The 23,037-nt window shown below is 64.2% G+C and carries 24 protein-coding genes; 6 read left to right on the top strand and 18 right to left on the bottom strand.

What is annotated here, in order from left to right:
* Window positions 1-114: 114 nt before the first annotated feature.
* The 5 genes from ACUXH0_RS11510 to ACUXH0_RS11490 form a co-directional block, all read right to left on the bottom strand.
* Window positions 115-681, bottom strand: coding sequence for a class I SAM-dependent methyltransferase (locus ACUXH0_RS11510; protein WP_012435270.1), 567 nt, complete (start codon window positions 679-681; stop codon window positions 115-117).
* Between the two features lie 10 nt (window positions 682-691).
* Window positions 692-1,894, bottom strand: coding sequence for a tryptophan--tRNA ligase (locus ACUXH0_RS11505; protein WP_004626154.1), 1,203 nt, complete (start codon window positions 1,892-1,894; stop codon window positions 692-694).
* A 21-nt stretch (window positions 1,895-1,915) separates the two neighbouring features.
* Entirely contained in the window at window positions 1,916-2,581 is a 666-nt protein-coding gene (locus ACUXH0_RS11500; protein WP_004626153.1) for a site-2 protease family protein, read from the bottom strand.
* A 66-nt stretch (window positions 2,582-2,647) separates the two neighbouring features.
* Window positions 2,648-3,271 (bottom strand): L-threonylcarbamoyladenylate synthase, encoded by a 624-nt coding sequence (locus ACUXH0_RS11495; RefSeq protein ID WP_004626152.1) that lies wholly within the window; start codon window positions 3,269-3,271, stop codon window positions 2,648-2,650.
* 13 nt (window positions 3,272-3,284) lie between these two features.
* Window positions 3,285-4,145, bottom strand: a complete 861-nt coding sequence (locus ACUXH0_RS11490) for a 3',5'-nucleoside bisphosphate phosphatase (protein WP_012435269.1) — start codon at window positions 4,143-4,145, stop codon at window positions 3,285-3,287.
* A gap of 150 nt (window positions 4,146-4,295) precedes the next feature.
* Between ACUXH0_RS11490 and ACUXH0_RS11485 the strand changes: the two genes are divergently transcribed.
* Genes ACUXH0_RS11485 through ACUXH0_RS11475 form a run of 3 tightly spaced genes read left to right on the top strand, consistent with a single transcriptional unit; the run spans window position 4,296 to window position 6,314 of the window.
* Complete coding sequence (locus ACUXH0_RS11485) at window positions 4,296-5,375, top strand: NAD(P)/FAD-dependent oxidoreductase (protein WP_012435268.1); 1,080 nt, start codon at window positions 4,296-4,298, stop codon at window positions 5,373-5,375.
* A gap of 7 nt (window positions 5,376-5,382) precedes the next feature.
* Window positions 5,383-5,928: a DUF4166 domain-containing protein gene (locus ACUXH0_RS11480; RefSeq protein ID WP_012435267.1), complete on the top strand. Its 546-nt coding sequence runs from the start codon at window positions 5,383-5,385 to the stop codon at window positions 5,926-5,928.
* A complete protein-coding gene (locus tag ACUXH0_RS11475) occupies window positions 5,925-6,314 on the top strand; it encodes a thiol-disulfide oxidoreductase DCC family protein (protein WP_012435266.1) in 390 nt (129 codons plus the stop codon). The genes ACUXH0_RS11480 and ACUXH0_RS11475 overlap by 4 nt, the downstream gene beginning before the upstream one ends.
* 8 nt (window positions 6,315-6,322) lie before the next feature.
* On the opposite strand, the gene ACUXH0_RS11470 is transcribed toward ACUXH0_RS11475, so the two are convergent.
* Together ACUXH0_RS11470 and ACUXH0_RS11465 are read right to left on the bottom strand one after the other, a co-directional pair.
* Window positions 6,323-7,240: an alpha/beta fold hydrolase gene (locus ACUXH0_RS11470; RefSeq protein ID WP_012435265.1), complete on the bottom strand. Its 918-nt coding sequence runs from the start codon at window positions 7,238-7,240 to the stop codon at window positions 6,323-6,325.
* A 79-nt stretch (window positions 7,241-7,319) separates the two neighbouring features.
* On the bottom strand, window positions 7,320-8,189 hold the full coding sequence (locus ACUXH0_RS11465; protein WP_027693038.1) for a ferritin-like domain-containing protein: 870 nt from the start codon (window positions 8,187-8,189) through the stop codon (window positions 7,320-7,322).
* A gap of 88 nt (window positions 8,190-8,277) precedes the next feature.
* On the opposite strand from ACUXH0_RS11465, the gene ACUXH0_RS11460 reads away from it, so the two are divergent.
* From ACUXH0_RS11460 to ACUXH0_RS11450, 3 genes are all read left to right on the top strand, one after another.
* Window positions 8,278-8,805, top strand: a complete 528-nt coding sequence (locus tag ACUXH0_RS11460; RefSeq protein ID WP_012435263.1) for a gamma carbonic anhydrase family protein — start codon at window positions 8,278-8,280, stop codon at window positions 8,803-8,805.
* Window positions 8,802-9,815, top strand: a complete 1,014-nt coding sequence (hslO, locus tag ACUXH0_RS11455; protein WP_012435262.1) for an Hsp33 family molecular chaperone HslO — start codon at window positions 8,802-8,804, stop codon at window positions 9,813-9,815. Before ACUXH0_RS11460 ends, hslO begins: the two co-directional genes overlap by 4 nt.
* A 105-nt stretch (window positions 9,816-9,920) precedes the next feature.
* Window positions 9,921-10,334: a hypothetical protein gene (locus ACUXH0_RS11450; protein ID WP_012435261.1), complete on the top strand. Its 414-nt coding sequence runs from the start codon at window positions 9,921-9,923 to the stop codon at window positions 10,332-10,334.
* Window positions 10,335-10,391: 57 nt separating this feature from the next.
* Here the strand turns inward: ACUXH0_RS11450 and ftsB are convergent, their stop codons facing one another.
* The 11 genes from ftsB to ACUXH0_RS11395 form a co-directional block, all read right to left on the bottom strand.
* Window positions 10,392-10,727, bottom strand: a complete 336-nt coding sequence (gene ftsB / locus ACUXH0_RS11445) for a cell division protein FtsB (RefSeq protein ID WP_012435260.1) — start codon at window positions 10,725-10,727, stop codon at window positions 10,392-10,394.
* Between the two features lie 91 nt (window positions 10,728-10,818).
* Window positions 10,819-12,102 carry a phosphopyruvate hydratase gene (eno, locus tag ACUXH0_RS11440; RefSeq protein WP_004626133.1) on the bottom strand — a complete coding sequence of 428 codons (1,284 nt, stop codon included), beginning with the start codon at window positions 12,100-12,102 and terminating at the stop codon, window positions 10,819-10,821.
* A gap of 54 nt (window positions 12,103-12,156) precedes the next feature.
* Complete coding sequence (locus tag ACUXH0_RS11435; RefSeq protein WP_004626130.1) at window positions 12,157-12,447, bottom strand: DUF1330 domain-containing protein; 291 nt, start codon at window positions 12,445-12,447, stop codon at window positions 12,157-12,159.
* A 92-nt stretch (window positions 12,448-12,539) separates the two neighbouring features.
* Window positions 12,540-13,394 (bottom strand): 3-deoxy-8-phosphooctulonate synthase, encoded by an 855-nt coding sequence (kdsA, locus tag ACUXH0_RS11430; RefSeq protein ID WP_004626127.1) that lies wholly within the window; start codon window positions 13,392-13,394, stop codon window positions 12,540-12,542.
* Between the two features lie 21 nt (window positions 13,395-13,415).
* Complete coding sequence (locus ACUXH0_RS11425; protein ID WP_012435259.1) at window positions 13,416-15,077, bottom strand: CTP synthase; 1,662 nt, start codon at window positions 15,075-15,077, stop codon at window positions 13,416-13,418.
* Between the two features lie 91 nt (window positions 15,078-15,168).
* Entirely contained in the window at window positions 15,169-15,990 is an 822-nt protein-coding gene (locus tag ACUXH0_RS11420; RefSeq protein WP_012435258.1) for an alpha/beta fold hydrolase, read from the bottom strand.
* 17 nt (window positions 15,991-16,007) lie between these two features.
* Window positions 16,008-16,910: a proteasome-type protease gene (locus ACUXH0_RS11415; RefSeq protein WP_012435257.1), complete on the bottom strand. Its 903-nt coding sequence runs from the start codon at window positions 16,908-16,910 to the stop codon at window positions 16,008-16,010.
* An 82-nt stretch (window positions 16,911-16,992) separates the two neighbouring features.
* Window positions 16,993-17,838 carry a transglutaminase family protein gene (locus tag ACUXH0_RS11410; protein WP_004626120.1) on the bottom strand — a complete coding sequence of 282 codons (846 nt, stop codon included), beginning with the start codon at window positions 17,836-17,838 and terminating at the stop codon, window positions 16,993-16,995.
* 58 nt (window positions 17,839-17,896) lie between these two features.
* Complete coding sequence (locus ACUXH0_RS11405; protein WP_004626118.1) at window positions 17,897-18,847, bottom strand: alpha-E domain-containing protein; 951 nt, start codon at window positions 18,845-18,847, stop codon at window positions 17,897-17,899.
* A gap of 74 nt (window positions 18,848-18,921) precedes the next feature.
* Entirely contained in the window at window positions 18,922-20,406 is a 1,485-nt protein-coding gene (locus tag ACUXH0_RS11400; protein ID WP_012435256.1) for a circularly permuted type 2 ATP-grasp protein, read from the bottom strand.
* A 105-nt stretch (window positions 20,407-20,511) separates the two neighbouring features.
* Window positions 20,512-23,034 (bottom strand): DNA internalization-related competence protein ComEC/Rec2, encoded by a 2,523-nt coding sequence (locus tag ACUXH0_RS11395; RefSeq protein WP_012435255.1) that lies wholly within the window; start codon window positions 23,032-23,034, stop codon window positions 20,512-20,514.
* Window positions 23,035-23,037 lie beyond the last annotated feature (3 nt).

Here is a 23,037-nt window from a genome sequence, read left to right as displayed (position 1 = left end):
TCGAAAGCAGACAAAAGCGTGAACGTAAACAGTCGGATTGTACCGGATCGTCAGAACGGATTCGCCACATCTGAGACCCGCCAAGAGACGGGTAAGCCGCCGTCCTCAGCAACTTCAAAGTGCGTAGCGCGGCGCAACCGCCCCTGAGGGCTCGCGAACCGCGCAAATCCGCTGCACGTAAGCGTCTCGGGGCGATGCGAGAAAACCGTCTTCGTAGCCGATCACCCGCATCTGGCCTCGCACGGCATCGAGCAGTTCGCCCGGTGCCAGCAGGAATGCCGGGTTCGACGGCTTCCCGACGGTTTCGTTTCCGTCGGCGAAAGTTTCGTAGATCAGCCGGCCGCCCGGCGCGACGGCCGCCAGCAAGTGCGGCCAAAGCGGTCGGTGCAGATAGTTCGTGACGACAACGGCATCGAAAGTGGCGCCGGCAGGCAACGGCCAGGGGCCGCCTTCGATGTCAGCGACGATGGTTTCGGCGATGCCGACGAGGCCCGACAGCGCGGCCGCATCGCGGTCGATGCCAGTCAGGCGTAGACCGCGTGCGGCCAGCCAGCGCACGTGGCGTCCACTGCCGCAAGCCACGTCCAGCACGGAGGCGCCAGCCGGCAGTCCAGCCGCCCAACGCACCACCCACGGCGAGGGCGCAGCGAACGTGTGTGAATCAGACGCGACAGCAGACATCAACAGCCCATCAGCTGTACGACAGACCCATCGCCTCGCGCACCTCGCGCATGGTCTCCTGCGTAACCTTGCGGGCGTTGTCGCAGCCATCAGCAATGATGGCGCGCAGCAGTGACGGATCGTCGATGTATTTCTGGGCGCGCTCAAGCATCGGCTGCTGCTCCCGCAGGATGCCCTCGATCACGGGCTGCTTGCACTCCAGGCAGCCAATGCCGGCGCTGCGGCAACCCTTTTGCACCCACTCTTTCGTGTCGGCATCAGAGTAGACCTGATGCAACTGCCAGACCGGGCACTTGTCCGGGTCGCCCGGATCGGTGCGGCGCACGCGAGCCGGATCGGTCGGCATGGTGCGAACCTTTTTCTCGACGGTTTCCTTGTCCTCGCGCATGCGGATCGTGTTGCCGTACGACTTGGACATCTTCTGGCCATCAAGACCCGGCATGCGCGATGCCTCGGTCAGCAGCACCTGCGGTTCGGGCAGGATGATCTTGCGGGCGCCTTCCAGATAGCCGAACAGGCGTTCGCGGTCGCCCATGGACAGGCTCTGCGATTCGGCCAGCAGCGCGCGGGCCTGCTCCAGGGCCTCGTCTTCACCACGCTCCTGGTAGGCAGTGCGCAGCTCCAGATACAGCTTGGCGCGCTTGCCCCCGAGCTTCTTGGCCGCTTCCAGCGCCTTCTCTTCGAAACCTGGTTCGCGGCCATAGAGGTAGTTGAAGCGGCGGGCGACTTCGCGCGTCATCTCGACGTGCGGCACCTGGTCTTCGCCCACCGGCACGAAGCCGGCGCGGTAGATCAGGATGTCGGCGGCTTGCAGCAGCGGGTAACCGAGGAAGCCGTAGGTGGAGAGGTCCTTCTCCTTGAGCTTCTCGATTTGGTCCTTGTATGTCGGCACGCGTTCGAGCCAGCCCAGCGGCGTGCCCATCGAGAGCAGTAGGAACAGCTCCGCGTGCTCGGGCACACGGCTCTGGATGAACAGCGTGGACTGCGTCGGATCGACACCGGCAGCGAGCCAGTCGATCAGCATTTCCCACACCGATTCCTCGATCACCTCGGGCGACTCGTAGTGCGTGGTCAGCGCATGCCAGTCGGCGACGAAGAAGAAGCACGGGTATTCGGCTTGCAGCCGGACCCAGTTTTTCAGGACGCCGTGGTAATGCCCCAGGTGCAGAGCACCGGTCGGACGCATGCCAGAGAGAACGCGGTCAGGAAACATGTGGGAAATGGGGTTGAAGACTCAGGAAAACAGCATCTGCAGCGGACTCAGAATCCACTGCAGCAGTTGAAACAGCAGCGCCATGATCGGGCGCATCCAGACGTTGGTGATGACGTTGGAAATAATCAACGCCATCACGATAAAGAAGCCGAACGGTTCGATGCGCGACAGACCGAGCGCCATCCGAGGTGGCAGGAGTGCTGCCAGCACGCGCCCGCCATCGAGCGGCGGCAGCGGAAACATGTTGAACGCGGCCATCACCATATTGACCAGAATGCCAGCGCGCGCCATGCCGATCAGGAACGGTTCGTTCACGCCGCCCACCGCGAACACCACCGCCAATACGCCCCAGAAGATCGCCTGGACAAAGTTGGTGACGGGCCCCGCCAGCGCCACCCACATGCCATGCCAGCGCGGGTCCCGCAGACGGTCGAAGCGCACCGGCACCGGCTTGGCATAGCCGAAAACAAAGGCACCCTGGGTTGCAAAATACAGCAACAGCGGCATCGCAATCGTGCCGATGGGATCGATGTGCCGCAGCGGATTGATGCTGACGCGGCCCATGACATAGGCTGTATCGTCGCCGAAATGCTTGGCGACGTAACCGTGCGCCGCCTCATGCAGCGTGATGGCAAACAGGACGGGAATCGCGTAAACCGCGATGTTCTGGATCAGTGTGGGGTCCATAAGCGAGCTATTGTAGCAAGCGCGCGCCGCGGCACGGCGCCACCGAAGCACGCGCCAAGGGCTCGCCTACAGGCCCACGCGAGCCGGATCACCCCGGCCTTGGCGCACAAGTTCGGGCTCGCCGCTCGTCAGGTCGATGACGGTGGTGGGTTCGGCCGGGGCCGGGCCGCCGTCGATGACGAGTTCAAGCTGCTTTTCAAGCCGATCCCGAATGGTCTCGGCCTCGTTGAGGGGTTCGTCATCGCCGGGCAGTTGCAGCGTGGCGGAGAGCAGCGGCTCACCCAGTTCCGCCATCAGCGCCAGGGGAATCGCGTGTTCCGGTACGCGCAGGCCGATCGTCTTGCGCGACGGGTGCGAAAGCCGGCGCGGCACCTCCTTGGTCGCCTCCAGCAGGAAGACGAACGGCCCCGGTGTGGCCGCCTTCAGCACGCGATATTGCTTGTTGTCGACACGCGCGAACGTGGCCAGCTCGGAAAGGTCCCGGCACATCAATGTCAGGTGGTGCTTTTCGTCGATGCCGCGCACGCGGCGCAGGCGCTCGACGGCCGATTTGTCGTCCAGATGGCAGGCGAGCGCGTAGCAGGAATCGGTGGGCAGCGCGACCAGGCCGCCGGCGCGGATGATCTCCGCCGCCTGGCGAATCAGGCGCCCTTGCGGCGTGGTCGGGTGGATCTGGAAGAACTGGGACATGGCAGCCGCGCGCTCAGGACATCCACCGGCTCCACACCGGCGTCAGGTTGTCGGGCAGCGGCGGCAGTGTGCCGAGTTCGACGCGGCCCTCGCCGGGGCCATGAAAGTCTGAACCGCGCGATGCCAGCAGGCCGTAACGGCGGGCTACGTCGGCGTACAGCGCGTACTGGTCGGGGGTATGGCTGCCGGTGACGACTTCGACCCCCTCGCCGCCCAGCGCCTTGAATTCATCAAACAGCGCACCGTGCTCGACCAGCGACAACGTGTAGCGCCCCGGATGCGCCATCACTGCGACGCCGCCCGCGCCCTTGATCCAGTTGATCGCATCGGCCAGGCGCGCCCAGCGATGCGGCACGTAGCCCGGCTTGCCGTCGCCCAGATAGCGGTCGAACACCTCGTGGATGTCCCGGCAGTGACCGTGCTCGACGAGGAAGCGTGCGAAATGGGTGCGCGAGACCATGTCCGGGTTGCCGGCGTAGCGCAAAGCACCTTCGTAGGCGCCTTCGATGCCGAGCTTGGCAAGCGCGGCGCTGATGTCTTCAGCGCGCGCGCAGCGGCCGGAGCGCGTGCGTTCCAGGCCCTGCGCCAGATCGGCGTTATCCGGATCGATGCCCAGGCCGACGATGTGCAGCGTGCGCCCCGCCCACGTCACGGAAATCTCCACACCCGAGAGGTAATCCATGCCCAGGGCCGTTGCGGCTTCGCGCGCGGCGGCCTGTCCACCCACTTCGTCGTGGTCAGTCAACGCCCAGAGCGTCACACCGTGGGCGGCAGCGCGCGCGGCAACTTCGTGCGGCGCGAGCATGCCGTCCGACACCGTGGAGTGGCAGTGCAGATCGGCATTTCGGGCGGAGGCGGCGGAGAGATTTGGCATTTCGCCATTTTACTGCTGCGGCGCGCAACCGGGGGCCCTGCCCCCCCACGGATCGGCATCCGGAAGACCCGACTGCCCGTGGCGGTGTTCGCGGCGGGCCGCTTGCTGCAGGCTATAGTGGCCGCATTGTTTCGTTTTCTTCGCTTTGTCATGACTTCCGCCGCCACTCTCAACGCCGATTCCCCCCAGCCCGTGGAGCAACGCACCGACGTGCTTGTCGTGGGCGCTGGGCCGGTAGGCCTGTTCGCGGCGTTCCAGGCGGGCGTGCTTGGCATGTCGTGTGTGCTGGTGGATGCATTGGACCGCCCGGGTGGTCAATGCACAGAGCTGTACCCGGAAAAACCCATCTACGACATCCCGGCGCTGGTGTCGTGCACCGCACAGGAACTCGTCGATCGGCTGATGGCCCAGTGCGCGCCGTTCAACTACCCCATCCTGTGTGGTCGCCGGGCCGAAACCGTGGAAACGCTGGAAAACGAGCACGGCCGGCGCTTTCGGGTCACCACCAGCGCCGGCGACGTGTTCGACTGCGCCGCCGTACTCATCACGGCAGGCAACGGCGCGTTCACCCCACAACGTGTGGCTTTGCCTGAAGCGGCCGCACTGGAAGGCCGCCATCTGCACTATGCCGTGCGCGACACCGCGCGCTTTACGGGCAAGCGCGTCGTCATTGCCGGCGGCGGGGATTCCGCGCTCGACTGGGCGCTCGCGCTGCGCAAAGTCGCCGCACGCGTGACACTGGTCCATCGGCGAGAGGGCTTCCGCGCAGCCGATGCCAGCGTTGCTGAAATGCGCGCCGCCGTCGTCGCCGGCGAAATGGATTTCGTGCTCGGCATGCTTTCGCGCCTGGACAGCACGCCCGACGGCACGCTCATCGGCGCAGCCATCCGCGGGCGCGACGGCGAAACCGTTCTGCCCTGCGATGAACTGATCGCCCTGTATGGTCTGGTTTCCGAGCCAGGCCCGATTGTCAACTGGGGCGTGGAGATGCGCGCCGGCCGCATCACGGTGGAAACAACGGCGTACGAGACCTCGCGCCCGGGCGTGTTCGCGGCGGGCGATATCGCGCTGTATCCGAACAAGCAGAAGCTGATTCTGTCGGGCTTCCATGAAGTGGCGATGGCGCTGCGGCGCGCCTACCGGTATGCGAATCCGGACAAGACGCTGGTGCATACGCATTCGAGCAACGACGCCGGGCTGCAGACGAAACTGCATGTAACGGCGGAATAAGTCTCGCATGCGCGCACCGTCGCTCTACGAAACCGTGCTTGGTGCGAGATATGCGGAACTGGCGCCGGCCGTGCAAACCTTCCACCGCCTGACCGGCGCGGTGACGCTGCACGGCGAAGTCGAAACGGAACCGCCAGCCTCGCACCTCGCACGCATGCTTGCATGGTGCATTCGCACGCCGCGGACACCGACGCGTGGCCCGCTCCGAATCACGCTCAACACCGCCGGCACAGAAGAAATCTGGACGCGCCAGTTTCCCCGCCACACGATGCGCTCGACCTTGTCGCTGCACCGGGGGTACCTCACAGAGCGGCTCGGCGCGGTGCGCCTGTTCTTTTCGCTGGAGGCGAATCACGCCGTATTGCGCATGCGTCTGGAAGGCTTGCGCTTCCTCGGCATCCCTTGCCCTGCCTGGCTGCGGCCCGCCGTGTTGGCCGAGGAATCCGGTGACGGTGACCGCTTCCGGTTCAACGTGCGTGCCAGTGTGCCGTTGCTCGGCGTGGTAGCGGCGTATCGAGGTTATCTCGACCTGTCGACGATGGAGCGCGAATGATCGTCGTCTACGATGCGCACTGCCTGCTGTGCAGCGGCTCCATCCAGTTTCTGCTGCGGCATGACCGGCAAGGGTTGCTGCGCTTCGCGTCCATGCAGGGTCAAACTGGGCGGCAGCTGCTCGCGCAGGCCGGCGTGAATCCGGATGACGTGGATACCGTGCTCTTCGTGCGAGACGGCCGTGCGTGGCGTGAAAGCGCGGCCGTCCTGCGCATCCTGCATGCGCTTGGCTGGCCGTGGCGCTTGGCCTGGATCGGCTGGTTGATCCCCGCAACGCTGCGCGACGCGTTGTATCGCCGCGTTGCACGCAATCGCTATCGATGGTTTGGGCGGTCAGACACCTGCATTCTGCCGCCGCCCGGCGCGGCGCAGCGGTTTCTTGATTGACCTGCCGCTTAGCGCTGCAAACAGAACTCTTCGATCAGCGCGGCCACCTGTTCAGGCTGATCGTGATGCAGCATGTGCCCTGCATCCGCAATCAGCACCTCACGGAAATCAGGAAACGCCGTAAAGCGCGTCTTGAACTCGGCCAGCGGCACGTCGCCAGCAATGGCTTTTAGTGTGGGCGAATCGACTGCCTCGACGTGCAGCACGGGGGCGGTAACACGGCGCCAGATTTCCATCACCTCATCCAGCCGATAAAGCTGCGGATTGATGATCTTGTGCGCGGGGTCGCCGAGGATCTCCCAGCGGCCGTCAGCATTCTGGCTCGACCAGTGTTGCGCCAGGAATGCGGCCTTGTCGGCCGGCAGGCGTGGGTTGGTCTTCTGCAGGCGCGCGGCGACGTCCTCGACGGTCGCGTAGGTGTTCAGGCGCGGCTTGTCCTTCAGCTCGTCGAGCCATCGCGCATAGCGGCGCGGCGCCTGCGATGCCTTCGACGCCGACATGCCGAAGCCTTCCAGATCCACCACGCGCCGCACGCGCTCGGGCCGGATACCCGCGTACAGGCAAACCACGTTGGCGCCCAGGCTGTGCCCGACCAGCGTCACCTGCCCTTCCGGCTGGTAGTGGTCGATGATGGCTTCGAGGTCGGCCACGTAATCGGCAAACCAGTAGCTCTCGACGCCGGGGGCGTCCGTGGGCCGGGCGGTCTGGCCGTAGCCGCGCCAATCCGGCGCCACGATATGCCAGCGCTGGCGCAGCGCGTCGACCAGAAACTGGAACGATGCCGACACATCCATCCACCCGTGAAACAGGAAGAGGATTGGCGCACCCGGCTCGCCCCATTCGCGGATGTGGTAGCGCAGGCCGCGCACGGGCAGGTACGTCGAGCGGGATGCCAGGCGCACGGCAGGCTGTGTGGTGGAGTTCATGGTTTCCGTCACCGAATATAAATCGAACGATCGTTCTTTTTCTCGGGATTATAGCGGCGGATGAGCTGCGCCGTGGCGCTTAGAACGAGGCTTCCAGCGCGGCGATTTCGTCGTCGTCGAAACCAGCTTGGCGGCGCGCCTCGAGATTGAATGGCCCGCGCAAACGCGGCGCACCGTATTGCTCGGCCAGCTTGCGATACGTCGGCACGGGATCGAGCCCCGCGCGCTCGCACAGCCAGCGGTACCAGCGGTTGCCGACCGCCACGTGGCCAATCTCGTCGCGCAGGATGATGTCGAGGATGCCCGCGGCGGCCATGTCGCCCGCCTGCGCCAACTTGGCGCGGATTGGCGGAGAGGCATCGAGCCCGCGCGCCTCCAGCGTGCGCGGCACCAGCGCCATGCGCGCGAGCGGATCGGCGGCGGTTTTCTCCGTCATCTGCCAAAGGCCGTCATGGGCCGGGTGATCGCCGTAGCGGCAATCGAGCGTGGCCAGATGGGCAGAAAGCAGCGAAAAGTGCGTCGCTTCTTCCGCCGCCACGCGCGTCCAGTCCTGGTAGAACGCCGTGGGCATCCCGGCAAAACGCCACACCGCGTCGAGTGCAAGATTGATGGCATTGAATTCGATGTGCGCGAGCGCGTGCAGCAGCGCGCCGCGACCGCGTGGCGTATCGATCGCACGACGGCGCGGAACCTCGGACGGCGGCACGAGCACCGGTACGGCGGGGCGGCCGGGGACACCGTTTGCTGGTGCCGCAATGGCCTCGTCAATGCCCCAGCTCGCGTCGTCGGCGTTCTTGGCGCGCTCGCCCAGACGCAGCGTGGCGTCCACCTTGCTGGCCGGATCGGTGAGACACAGCGCGGCCAGGGCAGCATGGCGCAGTGTGTCAGCGGGCGTTTGGTGGCGAGGTTGCGAAGCGGTCATCAGCGTACAATTTGGACTTTCCGCCATTTTAATTCGACGCATCGGCCTGCCTTGCCCGGCAAGCTTGAAGACGCGCTCTTTTCCCCCACCTAAGCAGACTCTGGAGACCGATCGCATGGCCCTCTACCAACTCGGCGATGTTGCACCGACCATTGACGCCAACGCCTATGTGGCCCCGGAAGCGACCGTCATCGGCTGCGTGGAGCTGAAGGCTCGCGCGAGCGTGTGGCCCGGTGCCGTCATCCGCGGCGACAACGAGCCGATTACCGTGGGCGAGGCCAGCAACGTGCAGGAAGGCTCGGTGCTGCACACCGACCCGGGTTGCCCGCTGAACATCGGCGACCGCGTAACGATCGGCCACCAGGCCATGCTCCATGGCTGCACGATCGGCGAAGGCTCTCTGATCGGCATCCAGGCGGTGGTGCTCAATCGCGCGGTGATCGGCAAGAACTGCCTGGTGGGCGCGGGTGCGATCGTCACCGAAGGCAAGGTCTTCGAAGACGGCACGCTCATTCTGGGCGCGCCTGCGAAGGCCGTGCGCAAACTGACGGAAGACGACATTGCCAAGATGCACCTGAACACCGAAACGTATGCAGTGCGTCAGGCGATGTACAAGCAGCAACTGAAACGGATTGATGGATGACTGACGAGCTGAAGAAATTTGTATTTGACGCTGCGCCCGTGCGCGGTGAACTGGTGCGCCTGGAAGGCACGTGGCAAGAAGTGCTGAACCGCCGCCGCTACCCCGCCCCGGTCAGCACGCTGCTGGGCGAGATGATGGCCGCTGCTGCGCTGCTGTCGGCCAACCTCAAGTTCAACGGCGCACTGGTGATGCAACTGCACGGCGACGGCCCGGTGCGCATGCTGGTCGTGGAGTGCAACTCCGACCTGTCGATGCGGGCCACGGCCAAGATTGCCGAAGGTGCCGAGATTGCCGACGACGCCACGCTGGCCACCATGGTCAACGTGCACGGCAACGGGCGCTTCGCCATCACGCTCGATCCGCAAGACAAGCTGCCCGGCCAGCAGCCATATCAGGGCATCGTGCCGCTGTCGGACGAGAACGGGCCGCTCGCCAGCATCACCGAAGTGCTTGAGCACTACATGCAAAGCTCCGAGCAGCTCGACACGCGTCTATGGCTGGCTGCCGACGGCAAGGTCGCGTCGGGCATGCTGCTGCAACGCTTGCCTTCGTATGGCGGTGCGATGGAAGGCCGCACGGGCCATGTGTTCGCACAGGTGGGCGAGACCGGCCAGCCTCTGCACAAGGACGTGCAGGAGCAAGACCTCGACACGTGGGAACGCGTTTGCCAGCTCGGCAAGACGCTGCGCCGCGACGAACTGCTCGGGCAGCCCATCGACACGCTCATCAAGCGCCTGTACTGGGAAGAAATGGAAGCCGCCGGCATCCGCATGTTCGAGCCGCAGAGCCCGCGTTTCCGCTGCTCGTGCTCGCGTCTGCGCGTGGGATCCATGCTGCGTTCGCTCGGCCAACCCGAGGTCGACAGCATTCTGGAAGAACGCGGCAAGGTGGAAATCGACTGCGAATTCTGCGGCCAGCACTACAGCTTCGACGCCGTGGATTGTGCACAGCTCTTCGCACAAGACACTGTCGCGCAGGGTATTCAGGGCGCATCCGACCAGCGCCACTGAACACGGCGACATAGTATGAAGTGCGCGTAGCGCGCGGCACTTATCAGTGCCGCCCACGCTCTAAATCGCCAGCCCCCTCATCTGCCGCTTGCTGCGGAGCGCACCATGTCCAAGCTCACTTCTTCGTCCTTGCGATCGTTGAATTTCTCTCGTGCTGGCGCGCTGGCGTTGCCGATCGGGGCCGCGCTGCTGGCGTCAGCCTGTGTTGCCGTGCCGCGTGGACCGGGAGGCACGCCCTACACCGCCCGGCTACCGGACAATACGCAGGCTGCGGCACCGGCGCCGTTGTCGGCGGAAGACCGCAAAAAGCTGGATGCGCTGAATGCCAAGGCACTGCGCGAATCGGATCAAGCCATCAGACGCGATGCCGAGGCGCGTGCCTATGCTGCGGCGCCGTATTACGCACCGTACCCGTACTACGGAGGCTATTCGGTGTATTACGGCAGCGGATGGCGCCACCGGGGCGGCTGGGGCGTCAGCTACGGTGCACCCGTGTGGGGCTATCCGTACTACTGGTAAAACCCGGAAATTGTCGTCAAGGCGAGCGCGTCTGTTGGACGCGTTCGCATGGCGGGCTCAGTGATGCGCCTGCTGACCCGCCGGAGGGGGCGGCGGTAGCGGAGTCTCGCTGGTTTTCGGGGCCGGGGCGACAAATTGCACGAAGCCTTCGTCGTCCTTCACCATCCCGAGCTCATAGCGCGCGCGCTCTTCAATGGCGCCCGTGCCTTCCTTCAGATCCTTCACTTCACCTTCGAGCTTGGTGTTGCGCTGCTTCAGTTCAGCGTTGCGCTGATTCTGTGCCGTCACCTGCTTTTGCATGTCCCACACGCGCAACCAACCACCCTTGCCCAGCCAGAGTGGGTACTGGATGGCAAGCAGTAACAGCAGCAGGAACAGCGTAATCAGGCGCATAGAGACAAGCGTTGGCAGGACTCGGGCCCCAAATGCCATGCGACCGCCAGAGCGGCGGTCGCACAGTCATGCAGGGCAAAACTGCGAGGAATTATCGCAGGTTATAGAACGCCGACTTGCCCGGGTAGCTGGCGATATCACCGAGGTCTTCTTCGATGCGCAGCAGTTGGTTGTACTTGGCCATGCGGTCCGAGCGCGACAGCGAGCCGGTCTTGATCTGGCCAGCGTTCGTGCCAACGGCGATGTCGGCGATCGTGCTGTCTTCGGTTTCGCCCGAACGGTGCGAGATGACGGCGGTGTAGCCAGCGCGCTTGGCCATCTCGATGGCCGCGAACGTCTCGGTCAGCGTACCGATCTGATTGATCTTGATGAGGATCGAGTTGGCGATGCCCTTCTCGATGCCTTCCTTCAGGATCTTCGTGTTGGTGACGAACAAGTCGTCGCCCACCAGTTGCACCTTCTTGCCGAGCTTATCGGTCAGTGCCTTCCAGCCCGCCCAGTCGCTCTCGTGCATGCCGTCTTCAATCGACACGATGGGGAACTTGTCAGCCAGGTTCGCCAGGTAGTTGGCAAAGTCTTCCGACGACAGTTGGAGGCCTTCGCCTTCGAGGTGGTACTTGCCGTCCTTGTAGAACTCGGAAGCTGCGCAGTCGAGCGCCAGCAGCACGTCTTCGCCGGCCTTGTAGCCAGCCTGCTCGATGGCCGACAGGATGGTGTTCAGGCATTCTTCGTTGCTGGCGAAGTTCGGTGCGAAGCCACCTTCATCGCCTACGGCCGTGCTCATACCCTTGTCAGCCAGGATCTTCTTCAGCGCGTGAAAGATCTCTGCACCGCAGCGCAGGGCTTCACGGAAGCTCGACTGGCCAACCGGCATCACCATGAATTCCTGGATGTCCAGGCTGTTGTTGGCGTGTGCACCGCCGTTGACGATGTTCATCATCGGCACCGGCATCTGCATCGCGCCCGAACCGCCGAAGTAGCGGTACAGCGGCAGGCCGGCTTCTTCAGCGGCAGCCTTGGCAACCGCCATCGACACCGCCAGCATGGCGTTCGCGCCCAGGCGGCTCTTGTTCTCGGTACCGTCCAGATCGATCAGGGTACGGTCCAGGAAAGCCTGTTCCGACGCGTCCAGGCCCATGATGGCCTCGGAGATTTCGGTGTTGATGTGCTCGACGGCCTTGAGCACGCCCTTGCCCAGGTAGCGCGACTTGTCGCCGTCACGCAGTTCGATGGCTTCGCGCGAGCCGGTGGATGCGCCCGACGGCACCGCGGCACGGCCCATCACGCCCGATTCCAACAGCACGTCGCATTCGACGGTGGGGTTGCCGCGCGAGTCCAGCACTTCGCGACCGATGATATCTACGATGGCACTCATGAAAATCCCTCTTGGTGTCTTAAAGCAGGTAACGCTACGAGATCGACAGGCAGGTTAAATGCCTTCGACCACGATCATGTTCATGTTGGCAGCGTTGGCGCGCGCATTGCGCGCAGCGCGATATTCCTCGCTGTTGTAGAACGTCTTGGCGGCATCGTAGCTCGGGAACTTGAGCACAACGATGCGGGTAGGGTTCCACTCGCCTTCCAGTGGCTCGGTCTTGCCGCCGCGCACCAGCGGCTCGGCGCCGTGCGCTTGCATGGCCTTGGTCGACAGCGTCTTGTATTGCTCGTACTGCACGGGGTCTGTCACGTCCACGTACGCGAGGATGTAGCCAGCGGCCATGTGTCTCTCTCCGGATGCCGAAACGAAAACTGAACTGGGCTGAACCGAAAACGACAGCGGCGGCTGGTAGAGCCGCCGGTCATCGGGGGAAATCAGTCGAACTGATTTTCCAGGAAACCGCTGCGCTTGGTGAGCGCATCCAGTTCTTTCAGTACTGACAGCAAGTCTTTCATGCGCCGCAGCGGCACAGCATTCGGGCCATCTGATTTTGCGCATGCGGGATCGGGGTGCGTTTCCATGAAGACACCTGCAACCCCCACAGCGATCGCGGCACGAGCCAGCACCGGCACGAACTCCCGCTGGCCGCCCGAACTGGTGCCCTGGCCGCCCGGCAATTGCACCGAATGCGTGGCGTCGAACACCACCGGCGCCCCCGTCTCGCGCATGATCGCCAGCGAGCGCATGTCCGACACCAGGTTGTTGTAACCGAACGAGGCGCCGCGCTCGCAGGCCATGAAGTTGTCTTCCGGCAGACCGGCATCGCGGGCAGCGTGACGCGCCTTGTCGATGACATTCTTCATGTCGTGCGGTGCGAGGAACTGGCCCTTCTTGATGTTGACGGGCTTGCCGCTCTGCGCGCAGGCGCGGATGAAATCGGTCTGGCGGCACAGGAACGCCGGCGTCTGGAGCACGTCCACGACTTCGGCCACCGGCTTGATCTCGTCGATCTCGTGGATGTCGGTCAGCACCGGCACGCCCACCTGGCGACGGACCTCCGACAGAATGCGCAGCCCCTCTTCCATGCCCAGACCGCGGAACGAAGCGTCCGACGAGCGGTTCGCCTTGTCGAACGACGACTTGTAGATGAACGGAATGCCCAACGCACCCGTGATCTCCTTGAGCGTACCGGCGGTGTCGATCGCCATCTGCTCGGATTCGATCACGCAGGTGCCGGCAATCAGGAAGAACGGTTTGTCGAGGCCGACTTCGAAATCGCAGAGTTTCATGATGTTCCCGTGTGCCGGCGCTCAGGCGGCAGCGCGTTGCGTGTTCTGCTGATGTGCCAGCGCGGCTTCCACGTAGGCTTTGAACAGCGGGTGGCCGTCACGCGGCGTCGAGGTGAATTCCGGGTGGAACTGCACGCCGACGAACCACGGGTGCATCGACGCCGGCAGTTCCATCATTTCCGGCAGGTTTTCCGACGGCGTACGCGCGGAGATGATCATCCCGGCCTTTTCAAGCTGCGGCACGTAGTGGTTGTTCACCTCGTAGCGGTGACGATGGCGTTCGTTGACTTCCGCGCCGTAGATCGCCGCTGCCTTGGTACCCGATTGCACCGGCACGCGCTGCGAGCCCAGGCGCATGGTGCCGCCCAGGTCGGAGTCGGCCGAGCGCTTTTCGACGCGGCCATCGCGATCCAGCCATTCGGTGATGAGCGCGACCACCGGATGCTCGGTCTCGTCGTTGAATTCCGTGCTGTTGGCGTCCTTCATGCCGGCCAGATGGCGTGCAAACTCGATCACGGCCAACTGCATCCCCAGGCAGATGCCCAGGTACGGCACACCCTTTTCACGAGCGTATTGGATTGCGCGAATCTTGCCTTCCGTACCACGCTTGCCAAAGCCGCCCGGCACCAGAATCGCATCCAGCGTATCCAGCACCTGCGTATGGCCCGATTCCAGTTCTTCGGAATCGATGTACTCGATATTGACGCGCGTCGAAGTGTGCAGGCCGGCGTGGCGCAGCGCTTCGATCAGCGACTTGTACGACTCGGTCAGGTCAACGTACTTGCCGACCATGCCGATGGTGATCTCGTGCTGCGGGTTTTCCAGCGTGTGCACCATATGCGCCCACACCGACAGGTCCGCCGGCGGAGCTTCGATGCGCAGCTCTTCGCAAATGATGCGATCCAGCCCCTGCTCGTTGAGCATCTGCGGGATCTTGTAAATGGTGTCGACATCCCACACCGAGATCACCGCGTCCTGCGGCATGTTGGCGAAGAGCGAAATCTTCGCACGCTCATCGTCGGGAATCGGGCGGTCAGCGCGGCACAGCAGCGCGGTCGGCTGGACACCGATTTCGCGCAGCTTCTGCACCGAATGCTGGGTCGGCTTGGTCTTCAGTTCGCCGGCGCTGGCGATGAACGGCACCAGCGTCAGATGCGCGAACGCCACCTGGTTGCGACCCAGGCGCAGGCTCATCTGGCGTGCGGCCTCGAGGAACGGCAGCGATTCGATATCGCCCACCGTACCGCCGATTTCCACGATTGCCACATCGGCCTTACCGTCGTGCGATGCCGCAGCACCGCGCTCGATGAACGCCTGGATTTCGTTGGTGATATGGGGAATGACTTGCACCGTCTTGCCGAGATACTCGCCGCGACGCTCCTTGCGGATCACGGATTCGTAGATCTGGCCGGTGGTGAAGTTGTTCGCCTTGCGCATCTTGGCCGAGACGAAACGCTCGTAGTGGCCAAGATCGAGGTCGGTTTCTGCGCCGTCCTCGGTCACAAACACTTCGCCGTGCTGGAACGGGCTCATGGTGCCCGGGTCGACGTTGATGTAGGGATCGAGTTTGAGGAGGGTGACTTTGAGACCGCGCGACTCAAGAATGGCCGCGAGCGAGGCGGCGGCGATGCCCTTGCCGAGTGAGGACACTACGCCACCGGTAACGAATACGAACTTGGTCATGACCTAGCTTGCCGGGGAAAGCCGGATTATAGCAAAGGTCCCCTCTCCGATCCGTGACAGAACGGTGGAATTTGCCCCAGCGCGGTCTTGCCTATGCGGCGTGCGGCATGGAGCCTGCGTTGGCGCGCATTTCGTGGATCAACTCGCGGATCAACCCGGCCGTTTCCAGCGGCTTTTCCATCGGATAGAGGTGGCTGCCCTCGATCCAGCGCAGCCTGCTGCCGACGATGCGCCGGGTGGCGCCCAGTCCGACCTGCCGAATCTCGCGCGAGCGGGTGCCTGCCACGAAACTGACCGGAAACGCCGTGCCGCCCGCAACCTTTCGCCCCATGTTGGTCGGCAAGGTCCGGTAGATCTGGTATTCGATTTCGCGAGAGAAACGCAGTGTGCGCTCATGGTCACGGCCGGTGGGCTCTGTACCATGCTCGACATAGTCGCGCAGCACGTCTTCGTCCCAACGGTCGAACTTGCGCTTGGCCTTGAAGTGGCTCCAGACGGAGTCGAGATCAGGCCACAGGTGGCGCCGGTTCTTCGTTGCTGCGGCAGGTGATTGGCTCTCATCAATGTCCAGCCACTGCGCAACGCGCAGCAGCTTGGCGCGCCACCCCGCAATGATCGGTGAATCAAGCATCACGACGCCGCGCACGCGCTCGGGCCGACGAAGTGCCGCCATCAAGCTCAAAAAACCGCCCAGCGAGTGCCCTACCAGCCAGACCGGCTCGGGCTGCGCGTCGATTTCCGCAAGCAGCTCTTTCACCAGGCCAGGCCACGAACGTGTGACGGGGAAACGTGGATCGTGCCCAAAGCGCTCCACCGCGCGGATGTCGAATTCGTCACCCAGCACGCCCAGCATCTTGCGATACGTCCCGACGGGAAAGCCGTTGGCATGCGAAAAGAGCATCACATCGCGCATCGCAGATCCTGTGCCGTTCAGTGCGACTTCTGCGATCCGCCAGCCACGCGCTGGATGGTCGAAACCTGTTCCAACGCGGGGCCGGGCGCACGGTCCGGCGCCGCTGGCGCGTCGGCGGCAGGCGGCGCAATGCGTACGGGCTCAACCTCTGCGGAGGGATGTCCCTCGCGGCGCAGCGGATACGACGGCGAAGTGCCGGTTTCCCAATCCGGATCGTCGATTTCGGCAAACACCTGGCGCAGCCGCTTACCCCATGTGCCGCGAATCATCGTGAAATATGGGTTCTCTTCATCAATGGCGACAAAGCGCGTCACATGCAGCGAGTCGGCCTCGTAGACCAGCAGATCCAGCGGCAAGCCCACCGAAATATTGGACTTCAGCGTCGAATCCATCGAGATGAGCGCGCATTTTGCGGCTTCATCCAGCGGCAGCCCGGGGCTGACCACGCGATCGATGATCGGCTTGCCGTACTTGGCTTCGCCAATCTGGAAATAGCAGTTCTCGGGCGTCGCTTCAATGAAGTTTCCCGCCGCGTAGACGTTGAACAGGCGCGGCCGCTCTGCGCCGATCTGCCCGCCAAAGATGATGCTGACATTGAAGTCGATCTTGGCCTTGGCCAATGCCGCGGCGTCGCGGTCGTAGACGTCTCGTACGGCCTCGCCCACGATCGTGGCCGCCTCGAACATGTCACGCGCCGTCCACAGCGAGCGCGGCTTGCCGCGCGCTTCGGTCAGCACCTGGCGCACCGCCTGGCTGATGGCGAGATTGCCGGCCGTCAGCAGCACCATGACGCGATCGCCTTCGCGCTCGAAGACGGTCATCTTGCGGAACGTGGAAATAGCATCCACGCCCGCGTTGGTACGGGAGTCAGACAGGAACACAAGGCCTGCGTCCAGGCGCATGGCGACGCAATAAGTCATGGGCGAAACAACAAACGGAAACGGTGGTTGAGGGCATTCTAGCGCGGCGATCAGAACCCATCCGCGCGCTTGGAAGAGATGCTCAATTCACTTGCGCAGCCTCGGCGGGCAGCGGCTCGATGGAGATGCTGACATCCAGCGTCTCAGCACCCCCGCCCTGCCGCACGCCGCGAACCGGCGCAGCCGACTGGTAATCACGCCCGACCGCCAACCGGATATGGCGCGCATCGGTAAAGCATTGGTGGGTGACGTCGATGCTGCACCACGTGTGGGATTCGGCATCGAGGCAGACGTCGGCCCAGGCATGACTGGCAAGGTCTTCCTCGCCCACGGCTTGGAAATAGCCGCTGACATAGCGCGCCGGCACGCCCAGTGCCCGGCAGCACGCGACCATCACCTGCGCCTGGTCCTGGCATACGCCCGTGCCCAGGCCAAACGCCTCCGCAGCGGCCGTGCCGACGTGAGTGGTGTTCGGCTTGTAGCGCACACGCGTGGCAATGGCTTGCGCCAGGCGCACGGCAGATTCTGCGTCGCCGTGCACCAGTGCATGCTCGCGCGCAAAGTCGATCATCTCGGCGGGCGCGGAAGTCAGCGGCGTGGCGCTCAGAAAATACAGCGGCGAAACGCGATAGCGCCCCTGCTCGCGTGCTTCGACAAACCGTTGGCTGCCAGGCGAGCCCGCAGGAAACGCTTCGACAATGCCGCGCGCGTCGATGATGACGTCTTCCGTACGGTTGCCGAGAGTGAAGTGGTGGACGATGTTGCCGAAACCGTCGGTGGCGCGCGTGAGGTTGCCAGGCGCGTGGATCTGCCAGCTCTCCACCTGCTGCAGCTCGCCGCTGCGAGGCGTCAGCCGCAGCTCATGCACGCTGTGGCGCAGCGGCTCGGCATAACGGTAGACCGTCGTATGTCGAATTTGGTATTTCACGATGACACGGGCGCCGCCCGAAAGCGGCGCCCCGATGTATGCACAATGCCCTGCAGGGTCATGCGACCTCGAGCGGCACCAGGAAATCCTGGCTGATGCCGTTGCCCAGGTCGCCGATCCGCTCCAGGAAGTTGGTCAGCCAGGCATGCAGGCCGACCGAAAAGATATCTTCGATGCGGGCGTACCGCAGGTCGGCGTGCAGTTTACCAGCGCGACGCTCCGTCTCCGCCGATTGACTGTTGCGCACGGTCGAAAGAATCGCAACCACCTCGTCCATGCTGGCCAGCAGCGAACGCGGCATGTCGCTGCGCAGGATCAGCAGTTCCGCCACGCGCGTCGGCGTGATGACGTTGCGATAGATCTTGCGATAAACCTCGAAACCCGACACGGAGCGCAGCGTGGCGGCCCAGTGGTAGAAGTCGCCCTGCTCTGCGGCGGCTTCATCGCGTGTGGGCGTGGACTGGAACTTCACGTCCAGCAGCCGCGCAGTGTTGTCGGCGCGTTCCAGAAACGTGCCCAGCCGCATGAAGTGGAACGCGTCGTCCGTCAGCATGGTGCCGACCTGCACGCCGCGCGACAGATGCGAGCGGAACTTCACCCACTCAAAGAACTGCGACGGATCCTCGCGCAGCATGCCTTCGGCAATCAGGCGCTGCACGTCGAGCCACGTGGTGTTGATGGTTTCCCACACTTCCGTTGTGAGGGAGCCGCGCACGGCGCGGGCGTTCTCACGCGCGCCGCGCAGGCAGCTCATGATCGACGACGGGTTGGTCATGTCGCGCACCATGAAGTCAATCACGTCGTCGCGCGAAAGCAAGCCATAGCGGTCGGCAAAAACCTGCGTGAGTTCGGATATATCGAGCATCGCCCACCAGCCCTGCTCCGCCACTTCCGCCGATTGCGGCATCAGCGAGGTCTGGTAGTTCACGTCGAGCATGCGGGCGGTGTTCTCGGCGCGTTCGGTGTAGCGCGCCATCCAGAAAAGGTGGTCTGCGGTGCGGCTGAGCATGGCGTTCCCTTCTACGTATCCGATATGCGGTGGATCGATCAATCGATTGCCAGGTTGCGTCGCTGCGCGTGCGTTCAGCGCTCCAGCACCCACGTGTCCTTCGTTCCCCCGCCCTGCGACGAGTTGACCACCAGCGAGCCGGCCCGCAACGCCACGCGTGTGAGGCCGCCCGGCACCATGCGCACGTCCTTGCCGGACAGCACAAAAGGCCGCAGATCGATGTGGCGCGGTGCAATACCAGCCTCCACATAGGTTGGGCAAGTCGACAGCGCCAAGGTGGGCTGGGCGATGTATTGATCAGGGCGCGCCTTCACCACCTCACGGAAAGCGGCAATCTCTTCCTGCGTGGCAGCCGGACCGACCAGCATGCCGTAGCCGCCTGCCCCGTGCGTCTCCTTGACCACCAGTTCGCCCATGTGGTCCAGGACGTATTGCAGGTCATCTGGACGGCGGCACATGTATGTCGGCACGTTATTCAGAATCGGCTCCTCGCCCAGGTAGAAACGGATCATGTCCGGCACATACGGATAGATCGACTTGTCGTCTGCCACGCCGGTGCCGATGGCATTACAGATCGTCACGTTGCCCGCGCGATAGACCGACAGCAGCCCCGCTGCGCCGAGCGAAGAATCCGGGCGGAACACCAGCGGGTCGAGGAAGTCGTCGTCCACACGGCGGTAGATGACATCGATGCGCTGCGGACCCTGCGTCGTGCGCATGTAGAGGTGGTCGTCCTGCACGAACAGATCGTGGCCCTCCACCAGCTCGACGCCCATTTGCTGTGCCAGGAACGCGTGCTCGAAATATGCCGAGTTGTACATGCCCGGCGTGAGCACCACCACGGTGGGGTCCGCAATGTTCTGCGGCGACACGCTGCGCAGCATGTCGAGCAGCATGTCGGGGTAATGCGCAACCGGCGCCACACGATTGCGTGCGAACAACTCCGGAAACAGCCGCATCATCATCTTGCGGTTTTCCAGCATATACGACACACCCGAGGGCACGCGCAGGTTGTCTTCCAGCACGTAGAACTCGCCCTCGCCGGCCCGCACGATATCGATGCCAGCCACGTGCGCGTAGATGTCGCGCGGCACGTTGACGCCCAGCATGTCCGGGCGGTATTGGGCGTTGTTGTAGATCTGATCGGGCGGTATGACGCCCGCGCGCAGGATGTTCTGCTCGTGGTAGATGTCGTGCAGGAAGCGGTTCAGCGCATCAACGCGCTGCCGCAGGCCGCGCTCGAGCGTGGCCCATTCGCTTGCGGGGAAGATGCGCGGAATGATGTCGAACGGGATGGTGCGTTCAGTGCCGCTGTTCGAATCGTCCTTGTCGCCGTACACAGCAAAGGTGATACCGACCCGGCGGAAGATCAGGTCTGCCTCGGCGCGCTTGTTCTGCAGCGTCGAGGCGGATTGCGCGCCCAGCCATTCGGCGAAACGTCCGTAGTGGCCGCGAACCTCGCCCTGCTGGACGAGCGCTGCCGGGGCCGGTTCGGCGGCATGGGGGTTGCGGTCCCCGTCATGCCAGCTGAGCATTTCATCGTAGAACCGGACTGCCATGCTTTCCTCCCCTGACGGCGCCGCGCGATGTACGCGGCACGCGGTTTTTATAGCACAGCGGTTTTGACCGCCACAATGGGGCCAACCCGTTGTGCCACCAAGTTTTCACGGCTGGGCGTCGAAGGCGCCGGTGGCCGTTGCCAGGGGTTCCACTTCCTGTGCGGAAGACCAGTACCGCGGCCGCATTTTGCGCGCGGTCTGGATGTCCAGCACATCGCCGTCGGTCTGAATGACGACGGCACCGGTCTTGTCCGTGCGCAACCCGTCGATGTCGCGCGCAACGTAGCGCTGCCAAATCTGCGGATGCGGATGTCCGTACCGATTGCGGTAGCCGACCTGGAAAACCGCCACTTGCGGAGAAACCGCGTTCAGGAACGCGCCGCTGGAGCTTGTCTTGCTGCCGTGATGAGGCACAAGCAAGATGTCTGCCATCAGTCGCTCAGGCGTTTCTGCGTCGATCAGCGCGCTTTCCTGGGCGGCTTCGATATCGCCGGTCAGCAAGGCGGCGTGGCGGCCATTGGCGATACGCAGCACACAACTGCGGGCGTTGCTGGACACGCGCTCGCTTTCAGCCGGCAAACGCCGCGGGTGCAGCACCTCAAAGACAACGCCGTCCCACGTCCATGCTTGCCCAGCCAAACAATCGGCAAAACCGATGTTGTTGGCATCGGCCGTGCCGCGCAGGGCGTGCCCCGGAGGCAAAGACGCCAACATGGTGCGCACCGGCACCGCGCCGATCACCGTTTCGGTGCCACCGGCGTGGTCGTTGTCTTCGTGGCTGACGGCAAGCGTGTCGAGCGCTTCCACGCCATGTGCTCGCAGATAGGGAGCGATGACGCGGGCGGCGGCATCGGCATGGTCGCCGTAGCGCGGGCCGGTGTCGAACAGCAGGCGATGGTTGGCCGTTTCAACCAAGGCCGCAGCGCCCTGGCCGATGTCGAACGCGACGAGCCGGAATTCGCCAGGCGATGGCAATGGCTCGCGCGCCAGTACCAACGGCAAGAGGAGCAAGGCACCCTGAGCGCGCCACACCCATGCGCGCAAGCCACCCGGCACCAGCAATAGCGCCACCGCAACCATCGACAGCAACACTGCCCACATGGGTCCAACCGGCGCAACCCACACAGACCAGCGCGGCTTCGCCAGCCATTCAAGCCATACGACCAGCCACCGGAAGCTCGCTTCGGCCAACATCAGCACTGGCTGCGCTAGCGGGTCCGGGAGAGCCGCGCCGATCAGCGCCAGCGGTGTCGTCATGAAACTCACCGCGGGAATCGCCAGCCCATTCGCCGCAGCAGAGACGACCGACGTCTGCTGGAACAGCAGCAAAGTCAAAGGCAATAGCCCGAATGTGACCGCGAACTGAATCCGCGTACCGCCAGCGAGCGCACGGCGCGTGCGTTCGACCCAGCCATCTGGGTTGTCACTGCGATGGCCATCGAGCGCCATCTGCGCGGCGATGAAGATGATCGCCACCGCGCCGAACGACAGCCAGAACCCCGCCGACATGACGGCCCACGGGTCCACCACCGCCACCACGGCCGCCGCCCAGCACAGCGACAGGCTGGCGGGCACATTCCGATCGGTCAGCCGGGCGATGGCTACGGTGGAGAGCATCAGCAGCGTGCGCTGCGCCGGCACGCCCATCCCGACGAGCAGGCAGTAGGCGAACGCAGCCAGCATGGCCGCGATGGCGCCTGCGCGCGGGGCCGGCATGCGCAGCGGCAACGGCGTACGCAGCCAGCGCGCCAGCCAGAACGAGCGACGCCACAGCGCCATCCACAACGCTGCAAACAGCCCGGCGATCATCGTGATGTGCAGCCCCGAAATGCTGACGAGGTGGCTGATGCCGGTGCGGCGGAACAGGTCCCAGTCGTCGGGAGCGATGCCGCTCTGGTCGCCCACCACCAGGGCGACAATGACAGCCGCGTAGCGCCCATCGGGCAGGGCATCGAGGATGTGGCGCCGCACGCTGGCACGCCAGCGCTCCACGCCAATTCCGAAACCGGCGCTCGCCTCGCCAAGCGCGATGTTCTGCGCGCGCTTGCCTGTACGCACATAGCCGACGGCCCGGATGTTGTCGGCCAGCATCGCGTATTCGCCATCGAAGCCGCCGGGGTTGGTCAGGCTGTGCGGGCGCTTTAGGCGCAGCGTCAGTTGCCAGCGTTGGCCGGGCTGCAGATCGGGGATGCCAGCGCGTCGGTCCGGCTTCGCATCTTCCTCGCCCACGTTGCCCCACGTGCGTGGGCCATACCAGGACAGGCGCACGCGGGGCGGCACGGTATCACCCGCATTGCTGGATTCGATGTGAAAGAGAAAGCGCGTGGCGTCATCACCGGTCTGCGGCAACTCAGCCACCACGCCGGTCGCTATGATGTCCTTGCCTTCGCACGCGGGGCTGAGTGCCACCGCCATGCGCTGCTGCGCACGCCAATCGCTCCAGCCAAAGCCCGCCGCGATGGTGCTGGCGACGAGCAACACAGGAAACAGCATCAGCCGACGCCGCGTGGCACCGGCCAGCGACAGACAGAGCACCAGCACGCCAAGCGGCAGCCACACCGGCAGCAGCGTCGCCTGCATCTGCAATGCCACGCAGCCGGCAACAAAGCCGATCAACCCGAGACGCATGTG

Source organism: Ralstonia sp. 110700041-2 (assembly GCF_056280165.1).
This window is presented reverse-complemented; position numbering and strand designations above follow the sequence as displayed.